Origin of the sequence: Sphingopyxis sp. EG6 (genome assembly GCF_003609815.1) — a bacterium.
Classification (GTDB): domain Bacteria; phylum Pseudomonadota; class Alphaproteobacteria; order Sphingomonadales; family Sphingomonadaceae; genus Sphingopyxis.
Window position 1 is genome coordinate 1,294,370 of sequence record NZ_AP017603.1, and the last position, 21,828, is coordinate 1,316,197.

Annotated in this window: 20 protein-coding genes and 3 tRNA genes; 13 read left to right on the forward strand and 10 right to left on the reverse strand. The window is 63.5% G+C overall.

The genetic code is table 11. From position 1 onward, the window contains the following. Positions 1 to 5 precede the first annotated feature (5 nt). Both SPYCW_RS06415 and SPYCW_RS06420 read left to right on the forward strand, forming a co-directional pair. On the forward strand, positions 6 to 815 hold the full coding sequence (locus tag SPYCW_RS06415; protein WP_120216103.1) for a cytochrome c1: 810 nt from the start codon (positions 6 to 8) through the stop codon (positions 813 to 815). Between the two features lie 28 nt (positions 816 to 843). Beyond that, entirely contained in the window at positions 844 to 1,398 is a 555-nt protein-coding gene (locus SPYCW_RS06420) for an adenine phosphoribosyltransferase (RefSeq protein WP_120216104.1), read from the forward strand. Positions 1,399 to 1,846: 448 nt separating this feature from the next. Here the strand turns inward: SPYCW_RS06420 and SPYCW_RS06425 are convergent, their stop codons facing one another. Beyond that, a complete protein-coding gene (locus SPYCW_RS06425) occupies positions 1,847 to 2,620 on the reverse strand; it encodes a DUF1134 domain-containing protein (RefSeq protein ID WP_120218145.1) in 774 nt (257 codons plus the stop codon). Positions 2,621 to 2,864: 244 nt separating this feature from the next. On the opposite strand from SPYCW_RS06425, the gene SPYCW_RS06430 reads away from it, so the two are divergent. The 5 genes from SPYCW_RS06430 to SPYCW_RS06450 all read left to right on the forward strand — a co-directional run bounded on the left by SPYCW_RS06430 (position 2,865) and on the right by SPYCW_RS06450 (position 6,116). Then, a tRNA-Ser gene (locus SPYCW_RS06430) sits at positions 2,865 to 2,957 on the forward strand. 162 nt (positions 2,958 to 3,119) lie between these two features. Further along, the gene (locus tag SPYCW_RS06435) at positions 3,120 to 3,764 is read left to right on the forward strand and encodes a PepSY-associated TM helix domain-containing protein (protein ID WP_120216105.1); all 645 of its coding nucleotides are present in this window, start codon (positions 3,120 to 3,122) and stop codon (positions 3,762 to 3,764) included. Between the two features lie 11 nt (positions 3,765 to 3,775). Further along, a complete protein-coding gene (locus SPYCW_RS06440; protein WP_120216106.1) occupies positions 3,776 to 4,306 on the forward strand; it encodes a DUF2271 domain-containing protein in 531 nt (176 codons plus the stop codon). 14 nt (positions 4,307 to 4,320) lie between these two features. Continuing rightward, positions 4,321 to 5,160 (forward strand): DUF4198 domain-containing protein, encoded by an 840-nt coding sequence (locus SPYCW_RS06445; RefSeq protein ID WP_172595435.1) that lies wholly within the window; start codon positions 4,321 to 4,323, stop codon positions 5,158 to 5,160. Positions 5,161 to 5,252: 92 nt separating this feature from the next. Next, entirely contained in the window at positions 5,253 to 6,116 is an 864-nt protein-coding gene (locus SPYCW_RS06450; RefSeq protein ID WP_197715662.1) for an FAD:protein FMN transferase, read from the forward strand. Here the strand turns inward: SPYCW_RS06450 and SPYCW_RS06455 are convergent. The 4 genes from SPYCW_RS06455 to SPYCW_RS06470 all read right to left on the reverse strand — a co-directional run bounded on the left by SPYCW_RS06455 (position 6,113) and on the right by SPYCW_RS06470 (position 10,968). Further along, a complete protein-coding gene (locus tag SPYCW_RS06455) occupies positions 6,113 to 6,796 on the reverse strand; it encodes a Fe2+-dependent dioxygenase (protein ID WP_120216107.1) in 684 nt (227 codons plus the stop codon). The genes SPYCW_RS06450 and SPYCW_RS06455 overlap by 4 nt on opposite strands. A gap of 97 nt (positions 6,797 to 6,893) precedes the next feature. Further along, positions 6,894 to 9,167 (reverse strand): TonB-dependent siderophore receptor, encoded by a 2,274-nt coding sequence (locus SPYCW_RS06460; RefSeq protein ID WP_120218148.1) that lies wholly within the window; start codon positions 9,165 to 9,167, stop codon positions 6,894 to 6,896. 164 nt (positions 9,168 to 9,331) lie between these two features. Continuing rightward, the gene (locus SPYCW_RS06465; protein WP_232014854.1) at positions 9,332 to 10,078 is read right to left on the reverse strand and encodes an energy transducer TonB; all 747 of its coding nucleotides are present in this window, start codon (positions 10,076 to 10,078) and stop codon (positions 9,332 to 9,334) included. Between the two features lie 20 nt (positions 10,079 to 10,098). Beyond that, positions 10,099 to 10,968 (reverse strand): alpha/beta fold hydrolase, encoded by an 870-nt coding sequence (locus SPYCW_RS06470; RefSeq protein ID WP_120218150.1) that lies wholly within the window; start codon positions 10,966 to 10,968, stop codon positions 10,099 to 10,101. Between the two features lie 95 nt (positions 10,969 to 11,063). On the opposite strand from SPYCW_RS06470, the gene SPYCW_RS06475 reads away from it, so the two are divergent. Continuing rightward, positions 11,064 to 11,855: an SDR family oxidoreductase gene (locus SPYCW_RS06475; RefSeq protein ID WP_120216108.1), complete on the forward strand. Its 792-nt coding sequence runs from the start codon at positions 11,064 to 11,066 to the stop codon at positions 11,853 to 11,855. A 150-nt stretch (positions 11,856 to 12,005) separates the two neighbouring features. Here SPYCW_RS06475 and SPYCW_RS06480 read toward each other — a convergent pair. Both SPYCW_RS06480 and cpdR read right to left on the reverse strand, forming a co-directional pair. Then, positions 12,006 to 12,080 (reverse strand) — tRNA-Val (locus SPYCW_RS06480). Positions 12,081 to 12,150: 70 nt separating this feature from the next. Further along, positions 12,151 to 12,528, reverse strand: coding sequence for a cell cycle two-component system response regulator CpdR (gene cpdR, locus SPYCW_RS06485; protein ID WP_088442230.1), 378 nt, complete (start codon positions 12,526 to 12,528; stop codon positions 12,151 to 12,153). 143 nt (positions 12,529 to 12,671) lie between these two features. On the opposite strand from cpdR, the gene SPYCW_RS06490 reads away from it, so the two are divergent. Continuing rightward, a complete protein-coding gene (locus SPYCW_RS06490; protein ID WP_232014855.1) occupies positions 12,672 to 13,547 on the forward strand; it encodes an N-formylglutamate amidohydrolase in 876 nt (291 codons plus the stop codon). A 182-nt stretch (positions 13,548 to 13,729) separates the two neighbouring features. Here SPYCW_RS06490 and SPYCW_RS06495 read toward each other — a convergent pair. Both SPYCW_RS06495 and SPYCW_RS06500 read right to left on the reverse strand, forming a co-directional pair. Further along, a tRNA-Pro gene (locus tag SPYCW_RS06495) sits at positions 13,730 to 13,806 on the reverse strand. Positions 13,807 to 13,913: 107 nt separating this feature from the next. Then, entirely contained in the window at positions 13,914 to 14,342 is a 429-nt protein-coding gene (locus SPYCW_RS06500) for a JAB domain-containing protein (RefSeq protein WP_172595436.1), read from the reverse strand. 141 nt (positions 14,343 to 14,483) lie between these two features. Here SPYCW_RS06500 and thyA point away from each other — a divergent pair, with 141 nt between their 5' ends. The 4 genes from thyA (at position 14,484) to SPYCW_RS06520 (ending at position 19,149) form a co-directional block, all read left to right on the forward strand. Further along, positions 14,484 to 15,419, forward strand: a complete 936-nt coding sequence (gene thyA, locus SPYCW_RS06505) for a thymidylate synthase (RefSeq protein WP_269461341.1) — start codon at positions 14,484 to 14,486, stop codon at positions 15,417 to 15,419. Between the two features lie 93 nt (positions 15,420 to 15,512). After that, positions 15,513 to 16,808 (forward strand): thiamine pyrophosphate-dependent enzyme, encoded by a 1,296-nt coding sequence (locus tag SPYCW_RS06510; RefSeq protein WP_120216111.1) that lies wholly within the window; start codon positions 15,513 to 15,515, stop codon positions 16,806 to 16,808. Positions 16,809 to 16,840: 32 nt separating this feature from the next. Further along, positions 16,841 to 17,845: an alpha-ketoacid dehydrogenase subunit beta gene (locus tag SPYCW_RS06515; protein WP_120218152.1), complete on the forward strand. Its 1,005-nt coding sequence runs from the start codon at positions 16,841 to 16,843 to the stop codon at positions 17,843 to 17,845. 5 nt (positions 17,846 to 17,850) lie between these two features. After that, positions 17,851 to 19,149 (forward strand): dihydrolipoamide acetyltransferase family protein, encoded by a 1,299-nt coding sequence (locus SPYCW_RS06520; RefSeq protein WP_120216112.1) that lies wholly within the window; start codon positions 17,851 to 17,853, stop codon positions 19,147 to 19,149. A 108-nt stretch (positions 19,150 to 19,257) separates the two neighbouring features. On the opposite strand, the gene SPYCW_RS06525 is transcribed toward SPYCW_RS06520, so the two are convergent. Beyond that, the gene (locus tag SPYCW_RS06525) at positions 19,258 to 21,747 is read right to left on the reverse strand and encodes a hypothetical protein (protein WP_232014856.1); all 2,490 of its coding nucleotides are present in this window, start codon (positions 21,745 to 21,747) and stop codon (positions 19,258 to 19,260) included. Positions 21,748 to 21,828: the final 81 nt, after the last annotated feature.

Here is a 21,828-nt window from a genome sequence, read left to right on the forward strand (position 1 = left end):
CAGCCATGGTTCGCCCGCTCGGATTTCTCGTCGGCCTCGGTTTCATTACCGCGCTGGTGCTCGCGATCTTCACGACGCCGCTCAAGAATGAGCCCAATGTGGCTTATTCGTTCGTCAAGCATCCTCGCCATGTGAAACTGGCGAGCGACGGCCTGGTACCCCATTGGGACAAGGCGCAGTTGCAGCGCGGGATGCAGGTGTACAAGGAGGTCTGCTCGGCCTGCCACAGCCTGAACCTCGTTGCTTTCCGCAACATTCAGGATCTGGGTTATACCGAAGGCCAGGTGAAGACCTTTGCCAAGGGCTTCCAGGTTCCGTCGGTCAATCCCGATACCGGCGAAGTCGCGACGCGCGACGGCCTGCCGTCGGATCATTTCCCGGCACCCTATGCCAATGATGTGGCGGCACGCGCGGCGAACAACAATGCGATCCCGCCTGACCTGTCGCTGATCACCAAGGCGCGCGAAGGCGGCAAGGACTATGTCTATTCGCTGCTGACCGGTTATCAGAACCCGCCGGCGAACCTGCCTGCCGAACTGAAGCCCGGCACCGGGCTCCATTACAACCCCTATTTCCCGAACCTGAACCTCGCGATGGCCAAGCCTCTCGCCGACAATCAGGTGACCTACGCCGACGGCACCAAGGCCAGCGTCGACCAGATGGCGAAGGACGTGACCGCGTTCCTCGTCTGGACCGCTGAGCCGAAGCTGGTGAAGCGCGTGCAGGTGGGTTGGGCGGTGTTCTTCTTCCTGCTGATCTTCACGGTTCTGGCCTATCTGTCGTACCGCAACATCTGGGCTGACAAGAAGCATTGAGGACAAGAGGCAGGGCGATTGTGACCGCATGATCGCCCTCCCGCCCCAACCCGACCTCGACCTGGCGTCGCTGGTCCGCACCATCCCCGACTTTCCGAAACCGGGCATCCAGTTTCGCGACATCACGACGCTGATCGGCGACGCGGCAGGCTTTGCCGAAAGCGTGCGCCGCCTGTCTGCGCGCGCCGCGGTGCATCGTCCCAACCTGATCGTGGCTGTCGAGGCGCGCGGCTTTCTGTTCGGCGCCGCGATGGCAACCGCGATGGGGCTCGGCCTTGTTCCTGTCCGCAAGGCGGGCAAGCTGCCCGGTGTGACGATCGGGGTCGATTACGCGCTGGAATATGGCACCGACCGGCTGGAACTGCACGAAGGCGCGGTGATGCCTGGGCATCGCGTGGTGCTTGTCGATGATTTGCTCGCCACCGGCGGCACGATCCTGGCGGCGGCGGATTTGATGCGCAGCGTCGGGGCCGAGGTGGTCGCCGCGCTGTTCGTCATCGACCTTCCCGATCTGGGCGGTTCGGAGCGGTTGGCGGCGGCTGGGCTACGGTGTGAGACGTTGATCGCGTTTGACGGCGATTAGGCTGTGATGCGCGGGGCGCTGACCTTCGTCACCCGGCCCAAAGTTCAGGAAAGTTCAGCCTTGTGCGCGCCGCGATGCAGACCCGTTGCTCTGCTGGAGTCGCCCCGAGGTAAACCGTTCCTGCCGACTGCGAGCGACGACTTGATCAATCAGAAGCGGAAGGCTGGCACAGTCGAATAATGTAGGAAAGGCCTTTTTTGGAGGTGATGTCTGTTTTGGGGTGGATTACCGACCGTCTCCTACCTCCGTTCGTGTCGAGCGAAGTCGAGACACGCCGAAGGCTCACGCCAAGCCACGCGTATCTCGACTTCGCTCGATACGAACGGGGACTGGATTGAACGTCCGCTACCGGTCGTTGGCCGTCATTTCGCCGCTAACCTCTGTCCCCTAAAGAAAAGCCCGCGCCGTCAGGCGCGGGCTGTCTTTTCGTTGGTACACGGGCCGATACTTAGAACGGGACCCAATTCTGTTTCTTGCGGAACTTCATATAGCCGACGTTCGCGCCCAGTCGTGCGCCGACGCCGACGCGGATCGGGATCAGGACGACGTCGCCGCGGCGCAGGTAGCTCGCGTTGAAGCCGCCGAGCAGATAGGCGGCGCCTTCGCCGGCAGGGAAGCGCTTGTAGAGATCGTTGCTGTCGAACAAATTATAAACGAGGACAAAGGTATTGCCCGCATTGGCGCCCGCATCGAAGCCGACCGAGGGGCCGGTCCAGTAAGCGGGGAGCTCGCCTTCGATCTTGTGGTGCAACGTGCCCGAACCATAGCGCACGCCGAGCACTAGCGCACCGCCGGCTTCGCGGCCGACGATGTAGGCGTTGGGTTCGCCCTGTTTCTTGAGGATGTCTTCGATCAGTCCGGCCAGCCCCTGCGCGCCTTTGCCGAACACGCCCTCGGCGGCGCCGATCAGATCGTCCTGCTTATAGGTCGCCGTATCTTCGGTGATCACGGTGGTGGTCGTCATATCGCCGGGGGTGGCGGTGCCGCTGGTCGGCGCTTCGCTGGTCTGCTGGTCCGCGGTCGCAAGGTCGCTGTCGTAATTGATGACCTCGTCGGTGGCATCGCTCGATACGGGTGGGGGCGGTGTGGGGTTGTCGAGATCGGAATCGATCGCGGTGTTCGGATCGAATTCGCGCATCTGGGTCGCCGCGGGAACCGGCGATAGCGCCAAGCCGAAAGCGGCGGCCGCCGCCAAAGCAAAGCTGGTGAATGTGTGTCGCATGTCTGACCCCCAAAATTCGAACGGTACGAGCGCACCGAAAGCGGCGTTAATCATGACTCGGTTTGCGCGGCGGGCAATGAACCGGCGATGACCCGAGTCGATTTTGCGCCAGACCGAATCGATAGTGCGCCGAAATGCTCGGGCTCGGGGTGAAATTGGGCAATCTTTGGCGTTGCGGGGCGCGAAGTGCATGGCTATAGCGACCCGCCTAGGCCAAACCTGTCGTTAGCGCGGCGGACCATGCGGAGACGTGGGTGAGTGGCTGAAACCAACGGTTTGCTAAACCGTCGTACTGGTAAATCCGGTACCGAGGGTTCGAATCCCTCCGTCTCCGCCACCCTTTCCTTCATCGTCGGATCGATCGGTCGGTAAGGCGTCAGCCAGCGCCTTCGCTCGCTGTGCGTGGTGGATCAAATTTCGTTCTGACAGCGAAATGTTTATTGTAATTGCGAAGCGTTCGCGATAACTGCCGCACATCATTCCCATCCAGAATTCTTTCATGCACGCACCCAACCCCTCGCGCCCGGCGATCAAAAAGAGCCGGAAAGCCTTTTGGCTGAAGCAGTTGCACATGTGGCACTGGATGAGCTCGGCTGTCTGCCTGATCGGATTGCTGCTGTTTGCGATCACCGGCTTTACGCTGAACCATGCCGCTGACATCGAAGGATCGCCGGTCGTCACCGAAAAATCCGCCGACCTTCCCGCGCCGCTGCTTGCCCAATTGACCGCGGCGGTCCCGGCGGATGCCAAGGCGCCGCTGCCCGCGCCGGTCGCTGCATGGGTCGAGCAGACGTTCCCGGTCAAGGCGTCGAACGAGGCCGAATGGTCGGCGGATGAAGTCTATCTGCCCGCGCCGCGTCCGGGCGGCGACGCGTGGGTCGCGATCGACCTGACGACGGGCGCGGCGACCAGCGAAGTCACCAGCCGCGGCTGGATCTCCTATCTCAACGATCTTCACAAGGGCCGCAATTCGGGCGGCGAGTGGAGCCTGTTCATCGACGTTTTTTCGTTCGCCTGTCTGGTGTTTGCGATCACCGGGCTGTTCCTGCTCCAGCTTCATTCGGCGAAGCGCAAGAGCACCTGGCCGCTTGTCGGGTTGGGGCTGGCGATCCCCGCCGCGATCGCGGTCGTCTTCATTCATTAGGGAGTTTCGTGATGCAGCTTTCCACCCGCGCGCTCGTGCTCGGTTCGACCGTCGGCCTGGGGGCTGCTTTCCAGGCGCCTGCGCTGGCCGCCGACCCGGGCACGATGGACGTGACGATCAATATCCCGCGGCTGAAGGTCGCCGAATATCACAAGCCCTACGTCGCGATCTGGGTCGAAAAGGCGGGCGCCAAGGCGAAGACGGTCGCGGTCTGGTACGATCATGACATGAAAGCGAATGAGGGGACCAAGTGGCTCCGCGACGTACGCCAATGGTGGCGCGTGTCGGGGCGCTCGCTGGCCTTTCCCGCCAACGGCATCACCGGCGCTACCCGTGCACCGGGCGCGCATAAGGTGTCGTTCTCGCGCGCACAGTTGGGCGCAGCGGCGCCGGGGCAATATACATTGGTGATCGAGGCGGCGCGCGAGGTCGGCGGCCGCGAATTGCTGCGCATTCCGTTCAGCTGGCCGGCGAAGGCCGGGGCTGGCGGGCGCGCTGCGGGTACGGCCGAGCTGGGGGCCGTCGCGGTCTCCTTCCGTTAAGACGAGAGGGCAGGATGATGAACAAGCGGTTTTGGGGTTTGGCGGCGGTCGCCGCGCTTGCGGCTTTGGCAGCGGTGCCGGCCAGCGCGCATCGCCAGTGGATGATGCCGTCGTCGACGGTGGTATCGGGTGACGATGTGTGGGTGACCGTCGATGCCGCGGTATCGAACGACCTTTTCTATTTCGAGCATCAGCCGATGCGGCTCGACGCGATGAAGGCGTGGGCGCCCGACGGCACCGAGGCGGCGATCGAGAATAAATCCACCGGGCGGTATCGCAGCACCTTCGACGTGCGTCTGACGCAGCGGGGAACCTGGCGGATCGGTTCGGCGACCGACATGCTGTTGGGCAGCTATGAGCTCAATGGAAAGACCGAGCGCCTGCCGCGCGGGACGACCGCGGCCAATCTGGCCGAGCGTCTGCCCGCGGGCGCGACCAATGTGAAGACCGCCGAAGCGAACAATCGCAACGAAATTTTCGTGACGGTCGGCGAGCCGACGACAGGCCTGTTCAAATCGACCGGCAAGGGCATCGAGCTGGCGCCGGTGACGCACCCCAATGACCTGTTTTCCGGCGAGGCGGCGACGTTCCAGTTCCTGCTTGACGGCAAACCGGCGGCGGGCCTGCCCGTCACGGTCATTCCGGGCGGTATCCGCTATCGCGATCAACTGGGCCAGATGGACCTGACCACCGACGCCGAGGGCAAGGTTGCCGTGACATGGCCCGAACCCGGCATGTATTGGCTGAACGTCACGACGCCGCAAGTCGAGCGCGAGGAAGGCGAGGGTGGTGCGCCGCCGCCGCCCGCGCGCCGCGCCAGCTATGTCACCACGCTCGAGGTGCTGGCGCCCTGAACGATCGTATCCTGATCCCCCGGGCGCTGACGCCCGCTGCCTTTGCGTCGCGCGATTCCGGGGCAGCGATCGCAAGCTTCAGAGGCGAAACGATGGGGACGACGTGGTCGCTGCACGCGATCGGGTCGTCCCCTTCGCTCGCCGCGGGGGTGCAGGCGGCGCTGGACCTTGTGGTCGCTCAGATGAGCCAGTGGGAAAGCGAATCCCACCTGTCGCGGTTCAATCGCTCGGCGGTCGGCGAATGGTTCAGCCTGCCCGCCGAATTTGCCGATGTCGTCGATGCCGCGCTGACGATCCAGCGCGCGAGCGACGGCGCGTTCGACCCGGCCCTGGGCGCGCTGACCGATCGTTGGGGCTTTGGCGCGAGCGGATCGGTCGATCGCGTGCCTGCCGCCGCCGAGGATGGCGAGCGCCGGATCGATTTCGATGCGAACGCGCGCCGCGTTCGGCGCAGCGAGGGTGCCGTGCTGGACCTCTCGGGCATCGCCAAGGGCTATGGCGTTGATCTCGCCGCCGAATGGCTGCTGGCGAACGGCGTGCGCCACTTCCTGCTCGAGGTAGGCGGCGAGTTGCGCGGGGAGGGGATTCGCCCCGACGGCCAGCCGTGGTGGGTCGATGTCGAAATGCCGCCGAGCACTTCGGTGGCGCCCTACCGGATTGCGCTGCACGATCTGTCGGCGGCGACGTCGGGCAATTACCGCCGCGGCTTGACGATCGACGGGCGGCATTATTCGCACAGTTTCGACCCGCAAACCGGGCGGCCGATCGTCAACTCGGTGTCGTCGGTGACGGTGCTGCATCGGAGCTGCATGATGGCCGACGGCTGGGCCACGGCGCTGACCGTGCTCGGGCCAGCGGCGGCGATCGCGCTCGCCGATGCGCAGGGGCTAGCGGCCTGTGTGATTGCGGGTGAGCGCGAATTTCTGTCGCGCGAATGGTGCGCAATGTTGGGCTAGCTGTCCGCCCATCGGCGCAGCAGATTGTGATAGACGCCGGTGAGCTCGATCACCGATCGATCCTTGCCGCCAAGGTCGCCGGTCAGCCGCTGGACCGCGCGGTCGAGGTCGAACAGCAGTCGCCGCGCCTCGGTATCGCGCACCATTGACTGGATCCAGAAGAAGGAAGCAACGCGCCGCCCACGCGTGACCGGGGTGACGCGGTGCAGGCTGGACGAGGGATAGACCACCGCATGTCCGGCAGGCAGCTTGACGCGCTGGACCCCATAATGATCCTCGACCAGTAACTCGCCGCCGTCATAATAGTCGGGGGCTTCGAGGAAGACAGTGATCGACAGGTCGCTGCGCATGCGAAACTCACTGCCGCGCTTCAGGCGCACGGCATTGTCGACATGGGTGTCGAATTCCTGCCCCTCGCCATAGCGGTTGAACAGCGGCGGAAAGATTTTGAGCGGCAGTGCGGAGGCAAAGAACAAAGGCGACCGACCGAGCGCGTCGAGGATCAGCCGCCCGGCGTGCCGCGCGGCATCGCTGTCTTCGGGCAATTGCTCATTGTTCTTGGCGAGTGCGGCCTGATGGCCGGACGTGACATTGCCGTCGACCCAATCGGCACCGTCGATGATCCGGCGGATTTCTGCCAGATCGTCGGCGGTCAACAGATCGGGAACGGCAATCAGCATGGCAGGGTCTCTTCGGCGATACCGCGACGGGCTGCCATAGGTTCGGGCGCGAAGCAATGGCGGGGCGGCAGCGACGCCGCCGTCCCCGCCATGCAGGTCAATGCGTGTATGTCAGCGAGAAGATCGCCGCGCGCGCATCGCCCGGGGTGGCCCAGCCATTGTTGCGGACGCGGGTGAAGTAGAGCTCGTCGGTGAAATTCTTCACATTGAGCTGGGCCTTTAGCTTGTCGGTGACATTGTAGGCGACGTAGGCGCTGTGGACGAGATAATCGTCCGAGCGGAAAATTGTCGGGCTGGCCGCGGTGGGCAGGTTCAATGCGAAGCTGCCCTGATAGGTCATGCTGTATCCAAGCGTCAGGCCAAATGGCAGCTCGTACGTCGTGAACAGGCTGCCCGAATGCTTCGGCGTGTTCTGAAGCTCTGCGCCCGCTGCCGGGTCGGGCAGGCCATCGGCGACCGACTGGATCAGCGTGCTGTCCAGATAGGTGTAGTTCGCCGTCACCGACCATTGCGGGGTGATCTTGCCGACGACGCTGAGCGCGACGCCATCGACACGCGATTTGCCGTCGAGCACCTGGTCGGGGATCGTCGGATCGTTCGACGGCACCTTGTACTGGTTGCGTTCGTTGCGGAATGCCGACGCGGCAAGGAGCAGTTTGCCACCTGCGACTTCGGCCTTGGCGCCGATTTCGTAGTTACGCGCGCTTTCGGGATCGACGTTGCAGGTCAACGCCGTGCAGGCGCCGTTGACCGCGCTGATCGAAGGCGTTCTCGAATTGCCATATGCCGCATAGAGCGTCACGGCTTCAACCGGCTTGTAAACCAGCCCGAAGCGATAGGAAAACAGGTCGGCATCGTTGCGGAATATCGTCCCGGGCGTCACCACGCCTGCCGTCGTTACCGTGTCGGTACGGTAATTTCCGCTGTTCTTTTCCCAGCGCACGCCGCTGTTGATCTCGAACTTCCCGATCTTCATCGCGTCGAACAGATAGACCGCATAATTGTCGATCTCGCCGCGCTGGCGACCGCTTTCAAAATAATTCACCGGGCCGGTATAGACGTTGCTGCCATAGACAAAGCCGGGCGGTCCCTGAACGATTTCGTTCGGGTTGGCGATGTTGATGAGCGGGAAAGTGGCAAAGGCCGGGGTGCCATTGGCGTTGCGGTACACATTGGCCGTCGACAGCAGATATTTTTCCCAGCTTGCCGACGCGCCAGCGACCAGCGTGTGTTCAACCGAACCGGTGTTGAACACGGCGCGCAGATCAAGCTGATTATACATGATTTCATTGTTCGAATCGCGGGTGTTACCGCGCGGGCCGCCGATCAGGTAATAGCCTGCGGGGACCGTCGCCGGGCACGCCGCCCCCGTGGGAAGTAGGCTGTTGGCCAGACAATAGGTGCCCTGCGGCGGGCCGACGATCGTCAGCTGCGATACCTGTTGCCAACGCGACAGATTGCGGAGCGATACCTGGTCGCTCAGCTGATGTTCAAAGGTCAGCGTGGCCTGATCGACCGTAATGTCTTGCGTATCGACGTTGCGGTACCCGAAATAGTCGCTGCGATCGACACCGGGAAGGACGCCCCCGGCGACCGCGTAATAGGGCACGCCATATTGCGGGATATTCTCGTCCTCCTGATGCAGATATTGCAGCGTCAGGCTGGTCGCGCCGCCGACCCCAAGGGTGATCGAGGGTGCCACACCCCAGCGCTCATAATATTCGACGTCGCGGCCCGGAACGTCGTTTTGATGGATCATCGCGTTCAGGCGGAAGGCGATCAGGTCATTGGCGCGGATGTTGGCGTCGATCAAACCGCGATAATAATCGTCGGTGCCGATACCCGCCGTCGCGATGACCCGGGTTTCCGCGAGCGGACGCTTGGTGACGAGGTTGATCGAGCCGCCAACCGACCCCGATCCGCCATAGACCGAATTGGCGCCGTTGACGATTTCCAGCTGTTCGAGGTTGAAATTGTCCGACCGGTTGTACGCACCGCTGTCGCGCACTCCGTCCTGCGTGATGTCCGACCCCGCCGAATAGCCGCGCAGCGTGATCGAATCCGCCGGGGGCGAGCCGCCTTCGGCTGCGCCGAAGGTAATGCCGGGAACCGTCGACAGCATGTCGCGCAGCGTCAGGAGGTTCTGCTGTTCGATCGTTTCGCCGGTGATCACCGTTACCGTTTGCGGCGTGTCGCGGACCGATCGCGTCGATTTCGGCGATTCCTGCTGGGTCTGATATTGCTGACCGGTAACGATGATCTGCTCGCGTTCTTCGCGGCGGTCGCGCTCCGCTTGCTGTTCCGCAGCGGCATCGGCTCCAGCTTCGGCGGCCATGGCTGGCGCGCTGATCAGACTTCCCACGCACGACATGGCGAGGAAGGTGGCGGACGTCGATTTTTTCACAATATTACCCCTGCTGGTGTTCGGAGGGGCCGCTATTGCGAATCGATCGCAGAGTCAATTTATATTGCGAATTATTCGCATCTTTTTCGCAAATTGTCGCGAGGATGAGGGTGGGGCTGCGATCAGCTCGCCTAACGACGCGGTTCGAGCCACCAGCTTTGCCGCCAGCCATAGGTGCTGGCAACGGCGTCGCCCGCCGCGTTGGTGGCGGGTTTGAAGCGAAAACGGTCTTCGATCAGACGGCAGGTGGTCTGGTCGAGCGCGGCGTCGCCGCTCGATCGCGTCACGAGGCAGCCGGTGACGCGGCCCGACGGCTGGATCGTGAAGCGAACCTCGACGTTGCCGCCGACGCGCGCGCGGCTCGCGCTACGCGGATAGTCGCGGTCGCGGATCGTGCCGCTCTGCCATACCGCCTTGGTGCCGCGACCGGTGCCGTTGCCCGACCCGCCCGCGCCCGTTCCATCACCGCGCCCACCCGCGCCTGATCCGGTGCCGGGGTTCGGTGTCGCGCCCGCAGATGCATCGCTCCCCGTGCCGGGGTGCGGCGCGGCGGCGACCGGGGGCGTGATCGGCGGCAGTTTGGGTTTGGACGCGATGATGGGGGCCGCTTTGGCGTATTGATTGGCTGCCGACGCCTTGCCGCTGGCGATGTCGCTGGGCGAATTTTGGGGGACGACCGACTCGGTCGGCGGCGGCGCCGGGATGGCAAGCGCGGCGATCGCCTGGCTGGCCTTGCGAACGACGTCGAGGTCGAGCCCGCTGGCGAGACCGAGTCCGACCGCAACTGCCGCCAGCAAGGCGCCGCCGCCCGCCACCATCCGCTGCCGTCTCGAAACCTGCCCGCTATAGGCCATCTTCTGCCCCAAAATGCGCGCCATTGCGCGCCCATGGGCCGGGTTTACAGGAAATCGTCTAGCGTGGACATGAACCGGTCGAACTGGTCGTGGTGCAGCCAGTGGCCGGCGTTCTCGAACTCGATCACCTTTGCGGTGTTGAACGCGGCCAGGCGCCCATCGCGCTCGGGGTTTGATGCCCAGCTGTTGGCGCCATAGAGGAGCAGGGTGGGACAGGTGATCGCGCCCCATAGCGCGGCAATGTCGTCCTGCGGCATGTCGAACGCGGGCCAGACATTCAGGTAATTGTCGAACTTCCAGCTCCAGCTGCCATCCTCGTTGCGGCTGATGCCATGGATGGTCAGGTGGCGCGCCTGCGCTTCGGTCAGATAGGCGTTCTCGCTCATCATCCGCGCCAGCGCGTCGTCGAGCGTTGCATAGCGGCGCGGGGTGCGCCCGGCGGCCTGCCGCTTGTCGTCGATCCATTTGCGAAAGCGCTCGGCATAGGGTTTTGCGGCGCGCTCGGCGATGATCTTGGGGGAGGGGCCAAGCCCCTCGATCGCCACCAGCTTGCTCACATTTTCGGGATAAAGGCCGGTGTAGCGGAGCGCGATATTGCCTCCCATCGAATGCGCGACGATGCCGACCGGTCCCAGATCGAGCTGATGGATCAGCTGCGCGAGGTCGTAAACAAAGCCGTCCATCGCGTAATTGCCGTCGGGCGACCAAGCGCTATCGCCATGCCCCCGCAGGTCCGGCGCGATGATGTGATAACGGTCACGCAGCTTGTCGGCGACCCAGTCCCAGTTGCGGCAATGGTCGCGGCCGCCGTGGACGAGCAGCAACGGCGGCGCACCGCGATTGCCCCAATCGACATAGTGGAGCTTCAGCCGCTGCGAAATGAAGCTGTTCGAGGTGGGGCCGGCACTTGCCATCGGTTCGTCCTTGCTGTCTGATCCAGTTTCAAAAGGCGACTGGTTCCGATCCGTCAACCCCGGATCGTTATCGCGACGGATCAAGGGAGAGCAGCATGACGACATTCCGCGAAAATTTGCTGGCGGGCAAAACGGCCTTCGTTGCCGGTGGGACGAGCGGTATCAATCTGGGGATTGCCAAGCGTTTCGCTGAGCTGGGCGCCAAGGTTGCGGTCGCGGGGCGCGACCCCGACAAGGCAGCGCGCGCAGCGGCGGAGATTGGCGCGGGTGCGATCGGACTGTCGGCGGATGTTCGCGATTACGCGGCGATTCGCGGCGCGATGGAGCAAGTGGCCGACCAGTTGGGGCCAATGGACATCGTGATTTCGGGGGCGGCAGGCAATTTCCTGGCGCCCGCGCTCGGCATGTCGGCGAATGCCTTTCGTACCGTCGTGGATATCGACCTCAACGGCACTTTCAACGTATTTCGCGGCTGCCATGATCTGCTCAACCGGCCCGGCGCGTCGCTGATCGCGATCACTGCGGGGCAGGCGGTCAACGCCTCGGCGCTGCAAGCCCACGCCTGCGCGGCCAAGGCCGGCATTAACCAGCTGATTCGCGTCCTCGCGCTTGAATGGGGGCCGGAGGTGCGGGTGAATGGCATTTCGCCGGGGCCGATTGCCGATACCGAAGGTATGAAGCGGCTCGCGCCCGATGCCGCGACGCGCCAGTTGCATTTCGACCGCATCGCGATGAAGCGCTGGGGCAAGATCGAGGAGGTCGCCGAATCGGCTGTGTTCCTCTGTTCGCCTGCCGCGGGCTATATCACCGGCACGATCCTCGACTGCGACGGCGGCAGTCAGGTCGGTGACGCGTCGCGCGGCGATCTGGCGAAGGGGATGGCGTAAGGCTAGGCGGGCCAGCACCGTAGCCCTGAGCCTGTCGAAGGGCGCTTCCCGGATAAGCGCCCTTCGACAGGCTCAGGGCTACGGTTATTGATACCGCTGACGCCGAAAGCAAAAACGCCGCCAACCCGGCTGGGTGGCGGCGTTTTTTAATGGTGGGCGTGGCAAGGATTGAACTTGCGACCCCTGCGATGTCAACACAGTGCTCTACCACTGAGCTACACGCCCATCCCTTGGGGTGACGGCCCCCTAATATCCCCGGCCACGCTTGGCAACCCCTTCGCGGCGGATGATGTCGTTATTGTTGGCTCGACCGGTCAGCGCGGCCGAACAGATTGTCGACCTCGCGCACGAGATCCTTGAGGTGAAACGGCTTTGACAAGAGTTTCGCCTGCGGCACATTTTCTTCGGCGCGCAGCGACACGGCGGCAAAGCCGGTGATGAACATCACCTGCGTTTGCGGCGCGACCTTGGCGGTGTGCTGCGCAAGCTCGATTCCATCCATTTCGGGCATGACGATGTCGGACAGCAGCAGGTCGAAGGTTCCCGAATCGATGTAGGGAACCGCGGCGGTGCCGCGATCGACGGCGGTGACGTGATACCCGGCGCTGGTCAGCGCCCGCGCAAGATATTCGCGCATCACGTCATCATCCTCGGCCAGAAGAATACGAATCATATGAAAATCTGTCCCCTGGTCGCTCGATACGGCCGGTTCCGGTCGACCCTATCCTTAATTCCACGTCTGCCATAGCGGCAGAGATTTAACAAATTGACTTGGCGGTGCTGGATTCGTCGCGCTTTTTTTGCCACCCATGGTCCATGCTCTCCCGCGTTCCCCCGTCGACCGCAATTGCCGTCGACCGCCCTCCGGCCATTGGTCCGGTGGTCGTGTCGGTGCCGCACGCGGGACGGATCTATCCCCTCGAGATCCTGGCAGCGGCGCGGGTCGGGAAGGGCGATCTGGAGCGGCTGGAAGATAGTTGGTGCGACTTGATCGCGCGCGGCGCCGTCGATGCCGGCGCGACGATCGTCCAGGGTCTGTGGGCGCGCGCCGTCGCCGACTGCAATCGCGGCGAGGGACAGATGGCGCCGGGCGAAGTCGCGATGCCGCTGCGCGCGCAATTTTCGGCCCCGGGGCGCAAGGAGCGCGCCGGCCTTGGCGTCGTCCCGACGCGGCTGGCCGATTGCGGGCCGCTCTGGAAACTGCCGATCGATCAGGCGGCGCTGAAATGGCGGCTCGATTCCTTTCACCGACCCTATCATGCAGCACTCGCGGCGGCTTTGGCGGCGGCGCGTGAGCGGTTTGGCTACGCCATCCTGCTCGATCTGCACTCGATGCCGTCAATTCCGATTGGCCAACCGGGTCATGGCGCGCGGATCGTCGTCGGCGATCATTTCGGGGTGACGTCGGCGGGGTGGCTGGTCGACCTGGTGCTGGAGGCAGCCGAACGCCTGGACGAGCCGGTGTCGCGGAACCAGCCCTATGCGGGCGGGCATATCATCCGCACGCATGGCAATCCGGGACAAGCGATTCACGCGGTGCAGATCGAGATCGACCGGCGCCTTTATCTGACGCCCGACCGCGCGCCCGATGCCCCGCGAATTGCGACAATGGCGCAATGGTTTGCTGACTTGGTGCGCGCGGCAGCGCGCGCACGTACGATGCCCGACGCCAATATTCAGGCCGCCGAATAAAAAACCACCCCGTACCGAAGTACGAGGTGGCCAGGGTCCAGGGAGGACGCGCCACGCCAAAGCTGGCGGGACGCTGGCCGCGGTGGAAAGGGGGAAAACCACGGCGGCGTAGAACAAATCTAGGGTGTTGTGCGCCGACTTACAAGAAGCGACGATGCAGAATCTGCAATATGCGAAGAAATTGGTCGGGGAGAGAGGATTCGAACCTCCGGCCCCTGCCTCCCGAAGACAGTGCTCTACCAGGCTGAGCTACTCCCCGACCGATCTGCGCGCCGACCGGGGTCGCCGCGAAGGCAGGGCGGTCCTCTAGACGCGCAATCGGCGAACTTCAAGCGCCAATCGGCACATTGATCTGGATTGCCGCAACTAGAGCATTTCGGCATTTCGAAAACTGAAATGCCCGTCTGCGACGAATATCAGATGATCGACCAGCTCGATGTCCATCGTGCGCAGAAAATGCGCCGTTTCCTGTGTCGTCCGCGTGTCGGCGGCGCTCGGGCGGGGATCGCCCGAAGGGTGGTTGTGCGCCATGATGACCGCGACGACCCCGCTGCCGATCAGGCCGCGCCAGCAGCGCGGGGGGATGATGCAGCGGCTGGCGTCGTCGCCACCGGTGCGTTCGACGCGGACGAGCCGGTCAAACGCGTCAAACCCCGCCAACAGCAGCGTTTCGCGATCAGCAACGAAATGCGGACGCAAAAGATGCCGCGCGATGTCGTCTTCGGCATCGCAATCGACATAGCCCCCCATTTCCGGGGGACCGGCGGGCGGGTCGATGGGGGCGAGCAGGGTCATGGAATATGCCATGCGCGTCGCGTGCGGGCTCGCCAATCGACGACTGCGCCGCATTGGACCCTTTCTGCGCGCGTCCCCGTTGTGCCCTTGTCCGCATGGCGCGCGCGGCCTAGCAAAGAGCGACCAAAACGGGAGCGAGTCTTGTCTGAGTCCGTCCACTATGAACTGCAATATCTCGATCTGATGCGCCGGATCTGGGTCGAGGGCGACGAGCGGGTCGATCGCACCGGGGTCGGCACGCGGTCGCTGTTCGGCGAAACGATGCGATTCTCGCTGAAGGACGACGCAATTCCCTTGCTGACGACCAAGCGTGTTTATTGGAAAACGGCGCTGCGCGAGCTGTTGTGGTTCCTGACCGGCGATACCAATATCCGCTCGCTCGTGTCACAAGGGGTGAAGATCTGGACCGACTGGCCGCTCGAAAAATATCGCCAAGCGAAGGACGAGGCGATCAGTGCCGAGGATTTCGAGGCGCGGATTATCGCCGATGACGACTTTGCCGCGCGGTGGGGCGAGCTTGGCCCAGTCTATGGACATCAGTGGGTCAACTGGCCACGCTATGAACCGGCGGGCGACGGGCTATTTCACCGTGCGGAGCAGGGACACAACCAGATTGCGGCGCTGATTGAGGGATTGAAGACCAATCCGGGGTCGCGTCGGCATATCTTCACCGGCTGGAACGTCGCCGATCTCGACCGCATGGCGCTGCCGCCGTGCCATATGACCTATCAGTTCCACGTGCGCAGCGACGGCGGGCTGTCGTGCCTGTTGTTCCAGCGTTCATGCGATCTGGGGCTGGGTTTCGCATTCAATATATTCGAGGCGGCGCTGCTGACCCGCATGGTCGCCGACCAGTGCGACCTGCACGCGCATGAGCTGGTGTGGACCGGGGGCGACGTGCATCTCTATCTGAACCATGCCGAACTGGTGGAACAGCAAATGGGGCGCATACCGGCGGGCGCGCCAAAGCTTCGGATCTTGCGCCGTGCTGACAGCATTTTTGACTATAATTTCGATGACTTCGCGGTCGAAGCTTATGCGCCGCAGGCGCATATTTCGGCACCGGTAGCGGTGTGATCGCTAGCGTTGCATTCGCATGGCGATCGAAATAATATGTCGCCACGCTGAAATATAACTAGGCGCTGATTCGCGCCGCAATGGGAAGACGATATGCCCGAAACGGACCGGCGCCCGGCGAGCAATCTGCCGCCGCTGTCGCTTCATATCCCCGAACCGCGCTATCGCCCGGGCGACACGCCCGATTTTGGCGATATTGTCGTGCCCGCGGTCGATGCGACGCCGCGGCCGTCCGAGGCGACCAAACCCGATGCGATGCGCGAGCTCTGCTACGGCTTGGTTCGCGTGCTCGATTTCGACGGACGGGCCAAAGGCCAGTGGGATCCGAAGCTGAGCCCCGAGCGGCTGCGCACGATGCTGCGCTACATGATGCTCGTGCGCGCCTTCGACGACCGCATGTTCCGCGCCCAGCGGCAGGGCAAGACCAGCTTCTACATGAAATGCACCGGCGAAGAGGCGACATCGGTCGCCTCGACCATGGCGCTCGACCGCGGTGACATGTGTTTCCCGAGCTATCGCCAGCAAGGCATTTTGATCGCGCGCGACTATCCGCTGATCCAGATGATGAACCAGATCTACTCGAATCGCGGCGATCATCTGCTCGGACGCCAGCTGCCGATCATGTATTCGGCGCCCGAACACGGGTTCTTCAGCGTGTCGGGCAATCTCGCGACCCAATATCCGCAGGCGGTGGGCTGGGCGATGGCGTCGGCTTCCAAGGGCGACAGCCGCATCGCGACGGTGTGGTGCGGCGAGGGGTCGTCGGCCGAGGGCGACTTCCACTCGGCATTGACCTTTGCGACGGTCTATAACGCGCCGGTCATTTTTAATGTCGTCAACAACCAGTGGGCGATCTCCAGCTTTTCGGGCTTTGCCGGCGGCGAGCGCACGACCTTCGCAGCGCGCGCCGTGGGTTACGGGATTGCCGGGCTGCGGGTCGATGGCAATGACCCGCTTGCGGTCTATGCCGCGACGCAATGGGCCGCGGATCGCGCCCGGACCAACAACGGGCCGACGCTGATCGAACATTTCACCTATCGCAGCGAAGGGCATAGCACGTCGGACGACCCGAGCGCCTATCGCCCCGCCGACGAAGCCTCGGCCTGGCCGTTTGGTGATCCGATCGCGCGGTTGCGCCACCATCTCGAAACGCTCGGCGAATGGGATGGCGAACGGCACGAAGCGCAGCGCGCCGAGCTGGAAAATTTGGTAAAGACGACGCAGAAGCAATCGGAAAAGCTCGGTATTTTGGGGCATGGCATGCACCAACCGTTCGAAACGATGTTCCAGGACGTGTTCGAAGACATGCCATGGCACCTCAAGGAACAATGCGCGCAGATGCTCGCCGAACAGGAAGCGAAGTTCGGCCCCGACTGGAAGCCCGAATGATGAGCGCCGACACGATGACTGCGACCAAGACCATGAATATGATCGAGGCGATCAACAGCGCGATGGACGTGATGCTCGAACGCGACAGCAATGTCGTGGTGATGGGCGAGGACGTCGGCTTTTTCGGCGGTGTGTTCCGCGCGACTGCGGGATTGCAGAAAAAACACGGGAAAACGCGCGTTTTCGATACGCCGATCAACGAATGCGGGATAATCGGGGTCGCGGTCGGCATGGGCGCCTATGGCCTGCGTCCGGTCCCCGAAATCCAGTTCGCCGACTACATCTACCCCGGGCTCGACCAGCTGGTCAGCGAAGCGGCGCGGCTGCGCTATCGCTCCGCGGCTGATTTCATCTGTCCGATGACGGTTCGGACGCCGTTCGGCGGCGGCATTTTCGGCGGCCAGACGCACAGCCAGTCGCCCGAATCGATCATGACGCATATTTGCGGCGTGAAAACTGTGATCCCCTCCAATCCCTACGACGCAAAAGGCCTGTTGATCGCGGCGATCGAGGACAATGACCCGGTCGTCTTCCTCGAACCCAAGCGCATCTATAACGGTCCGTTCAGCGGCTATTATGACCGCCCGGTCGAGCCATGGTCCAAACACGCGGCGAGCGCGGTGCCCGAGGGGCATTATCGCATCGAGCTTGGCAAGGCCGCGACGGTACGCGAGGGCGAGGCGCTGACCGTGCTCGCCTATGGCACCATGGTCCACGTCGTGAAAACAATTGTAGAAGAATTGCAGGTCGATGCAGAAATCATTGATCTTAGGACGCTTCTTCCGCTTGATATCGACGCGATCGAGGCATCGGTGAAGAAGACCGGGCGCTGTCTGGTGATCCACGAAGCGACGCGCACCTCGGGTTTTGGCGCCGAACTGGCCGCGCTGGTACAGGAACGCTGCTTTTACCACCTCGAAGCGCCGGTCGAGCGCGTCACCGGCTTTGACACGCCCTATCCGCACAGCCTGGAATGGGCGTATTTCCCCGGTCCGGTCCGCATCGCGACCGCACTGACCAAGATTTTGAAGGACTGACGCCAATGGCCCGCTATTCATTCCGTCTGCCCGACATTGGCGAAGGTATCGCCGAGGCCGAAATCGTCGCCTGGCACGTGCGTGTAGGCGAACGCGTTGAGGAAGACGCGCAGCTGGCCGACATGATGACCGACAAGGCGACCGTCGAGATGGAATCGCCGGTCTCGGGGATCGTCGTCGAGCTGGCCGGCGAGGTCGGCGACCTGATTGCGATCGGATCGACGCTGGCGGTGATCGAAACTGATGGCGAAGGTGAGATTGATGCGCCGCCGGTGGACACCGCGGTCGAAGTGCAGATCGAAGCCGAAACTCCGGGGTCGGATTCCGAGCCTGAACCCAAGGTAACAGAGTTAACATCGGCCGCTGAGGCGCCGAAACCAGCCGAAAAGCCTTCCGAAACGTCAGCCGCTCCGGCGGCCCCGGCTGTCGCTGTCCACCACGACGCCAAAGTCCTTGCATCCCCCGCCGTTCGCGCTCGCGCGAAGGATTTGGGGATCGATCTGGGGCAGGTGCAGTGCGACGGCGACCGCATCCGCCATGCCGATCTCGACGCATTTCTGCGCTATAGCGGCGGACAAGGCTATCACAGTCCCGGTGCCAGCCGCGCGCGCGCCGACGAGCCGATCAAGGTGATCGGCATGCGGCGCAAGATTGCCGAGAACATGGCAGCGTCGAAACGCGCGATCCCGCATTTCACCTATGTCGAGGAAATGGACGTCACCGCGCTGGAAGAAATGCGCGCCGATTTGAACGCCAATCGTGGTCAGCGGCCAAAGTTGACGATGTTACCTTTCCTGATCGTCGCGATTTGCCGCACGATTCCGCAGTTTCCGATGATCAACGCGCGCTATGACGATGAAGCGGGCGTCGTGACGCGCTACGGCGCGGTGCATCTGGGCATGGCGACGCAGACCGATGCGGGACTGATGGTCCCCGTGATCCGCGACGCGCAGGACAAGAATGTCTGGCAACTGGCGAGCGAAATCAGCCGATTGGCTGAGGCTGCGCGGACCGGCAAGGCGAAGGTTGACGAACTGTCGGGATCGACGCTGACGATCACTTCGCTCGGCCCGCTCGGCGGTATTGCGACGACGCCAGTGATCAACCGGCCCGAGGTCGCGATTATCGGCCCGAACAAGATTGTCGAACGCCCGGTTTTCGACGGCGACGACATTCGCCGCGCCAAGCTGATGAACCTGTCGATCAGCTGCGACCACCGGGTCGTCGATGGCTGGGATGCCGCGAGCTATGTCCAGGCGCTGAAAAAGCTGGTTGAGACGCCGGTTCTGCTGTTCGCGGACTGATAAGCCTCACCAACATCCGTTTGTGTCCAGCGTAGTCGAGACACGTCGAGGTCGTATATGCCTTCACGTGTCTCGACTTCGCTCGACACGAACGGGGTGGGTGTAGGTTTAGAGCCCCAGCCCGGCAAAGCTTGTCTGGTCAAACTTCAGCTTGAACGTCACATAGGCGCCCGAGCGCGAATAGCGCGCGTCTTCGAAATCGCGGTCGTGGAAACCCGCGAAATTATAGCCGAAGGTGATGTTCGCATTCTTCATCGGCGCCAGCGTCACGGTCGGCCCGCCCGCCCAGTTAACAGTGTCAGCATCGGTGCCGACGCGCACGGTTCCCGACGCGCCGACGTCGACATGCTCGCCGAGGTTGAAGCGGAAATCGGCGCCGATCAGGTTCGACCAACCCTTGACGTCATCAGCGCCGAACTTGTCGAAATTATAGCGCGTCCCCCAGAAGAAACCGAATTCGCCGCGTTCATACCACATACGACCCGCGTCACCGCGGCTTTCGCGGTCGCCTAGCGGCGTCCAGTTGACCGACAGGCTGTTGAGCAGGCGGCGGCTGGTCGCATCGCCGTCGATCGTCAGCGCGCCGCCGCCGATCGGGCCGGGCTGGCCTGCGATGGCGTCGCGCACCTTGTCCGAACGGAACTCGCTCTTGTTGAGCCACGAAATGGCGGAATTCGCCGGGCGGTGCGCCCAGCTCATCTCGAAATTGATGACCTCGGTCGTCGGGGTCGTGCCGCTGCCGCTGGCTTTGGCGTAGGTGAACAGCGCGCCGAGCGCGCGGCCTTCGCCGAGCTGGCGCAGGCCGCCCAGCGTCAGCCCGTAGCGATTGGCGATTTCACCGTCGCGATATTCGGCGCGCCCGGTCAAGGTCCAGCGATCGGCGCGATAGGTCGCGCCGGTGCTGATCGCGAGGAAATCCTCGGTCAGCGTCGCGTTGTCACCAAGGAATCCGCCCGAAGCCACCGGCTGGTTAACATTGATAACATCGCTCGCTCGGATCCCGCCAAGGGTGCGATTGCCGTCGACCGACACATCGACCGACCAGCGCTCGCCGAGCTTCAGCGACTGCGACAGGCCATAGGCGGCAAAGCTGCGCGGACCATATTCGCCGATCTCTTGCTGGTTCGCGGTGGCGAGCAGGCGCGCGCCCGACCAGGGGGCCAGGTCGAACCCGAGCCGCGCGGTGCGCGCCTTGATGGTATCGCCGTCGGCGATTTCATAGCTGCCGACCAGATTGACGTCGCGATGGATCGCAAAGCGCGCACCGAGACGGTGGCGGGTCGGGAAATCGATGCTCGCATCCTTGCCGCCCAGCGCGAATTCGGTCTGCGCGTCGAGTTCGAGGCGTTTTTCGAACAGCCGCTCCGTCGCGCCGAACTGGACGATGTTCGAACGGTTGCGCGTACCGTCCGACAGCCGGTCGTCGGCGTGGGTCAATCCGGCACGCGCCACCGTCGTGCCATTGTCATATTCGGCCAGCGCCCGCGCGGCGCGGCGACGGGCGCCGGTATCCAGATAGTCTTCCTGCCAGGCGCTGGCGGTCAGCGACAGGGTGCGAGCGGCGCGCAGCCGGGCATCGACCCCGAATTTGCGCGTGCCGTTCTCGCCGCGGTTGAGCTGGCCCGCGCCAAAGCCGCTCTCGCGCTCGCGGACGTAGGCGAGGAAGTCTGCGTTGCTGCTGTGATGTTCGGCTTCGATCAGCCATGCCTTGGCGGTGCCGACCGCGGCATTGCCGCCATTAGCCGACTTGGCATCGCTGACCGCCAGTTCGGCGCGAACTTCGGTGTCGATATTCGGCCGATAGCGCGCGTCCACGCCGCCGAGGTTGGTCTTGGCGTTGCCGTCTTCGTCATGGATGAAGGTCGCGCCGACCCGCAGTTTTTCGTCATTCGACTGGTAGCTGACGCGCCCTCCGGCGTTGAGCACGCGCTGTCCGACGCCATCGACCTCATATTCGGCGACGATGAACTGCGGATCGAGATCCGACGAGCGGCTGAGCACCGGGCTGCGGAAGCGGATCGTGCCGGACAGATAGTCGATGTCATAATCGACGTGGCGCGTCATGCTGACACTGTCAACAATGCGCTCGCTGCGCAGGCGATCGCGCGTTTCAATGACGATGCGTTCGCTGTTGGGCAGGATATCGCGCGCGCCGAGCTGATACGGCCCGGTCAGGCCGTTGCCCTGGATTTCGTCGCGGCGGAACCGATAGGGGGTATCGGCGACGAACGCGGTCGCGGCGAAATTGCGGCCCCGATATTCGGCTTTGCCGCCGTTGAGCGCGCGCTGGTACCGTGCGAGCTCGGGCTCCGAAATGCCGGTCTCGATATCGCCGAACATCGCATAGAATTGCGGGCGCTCCAGGCGGAGGTAGAGCTTGCGCACCGACGCCGCATCGTAACGCGTCTCGTTGCGATCGGCATAGATGGTGTAATAGGCGCGCGGATCGATCACGCCGCCGAAGCGGGCGTCATCCTGCTCCTTGTCGCTGTCGTAGGCCAGCGTCATCAGCCATTTGCCGCGTACCCGGCCCTTGGCATAGAGCGCGAGGCGCGCATCGGCGTTCAGATCGTCGAGCGTTTCCGCAACGGGTTCCATGCGATCGTCGAGCGTGTTGTAGCCGAGCGTCCCGGCGGCAAAACCGACGACGGTCCACGGGCGATCGCCCGGATCGAGCCA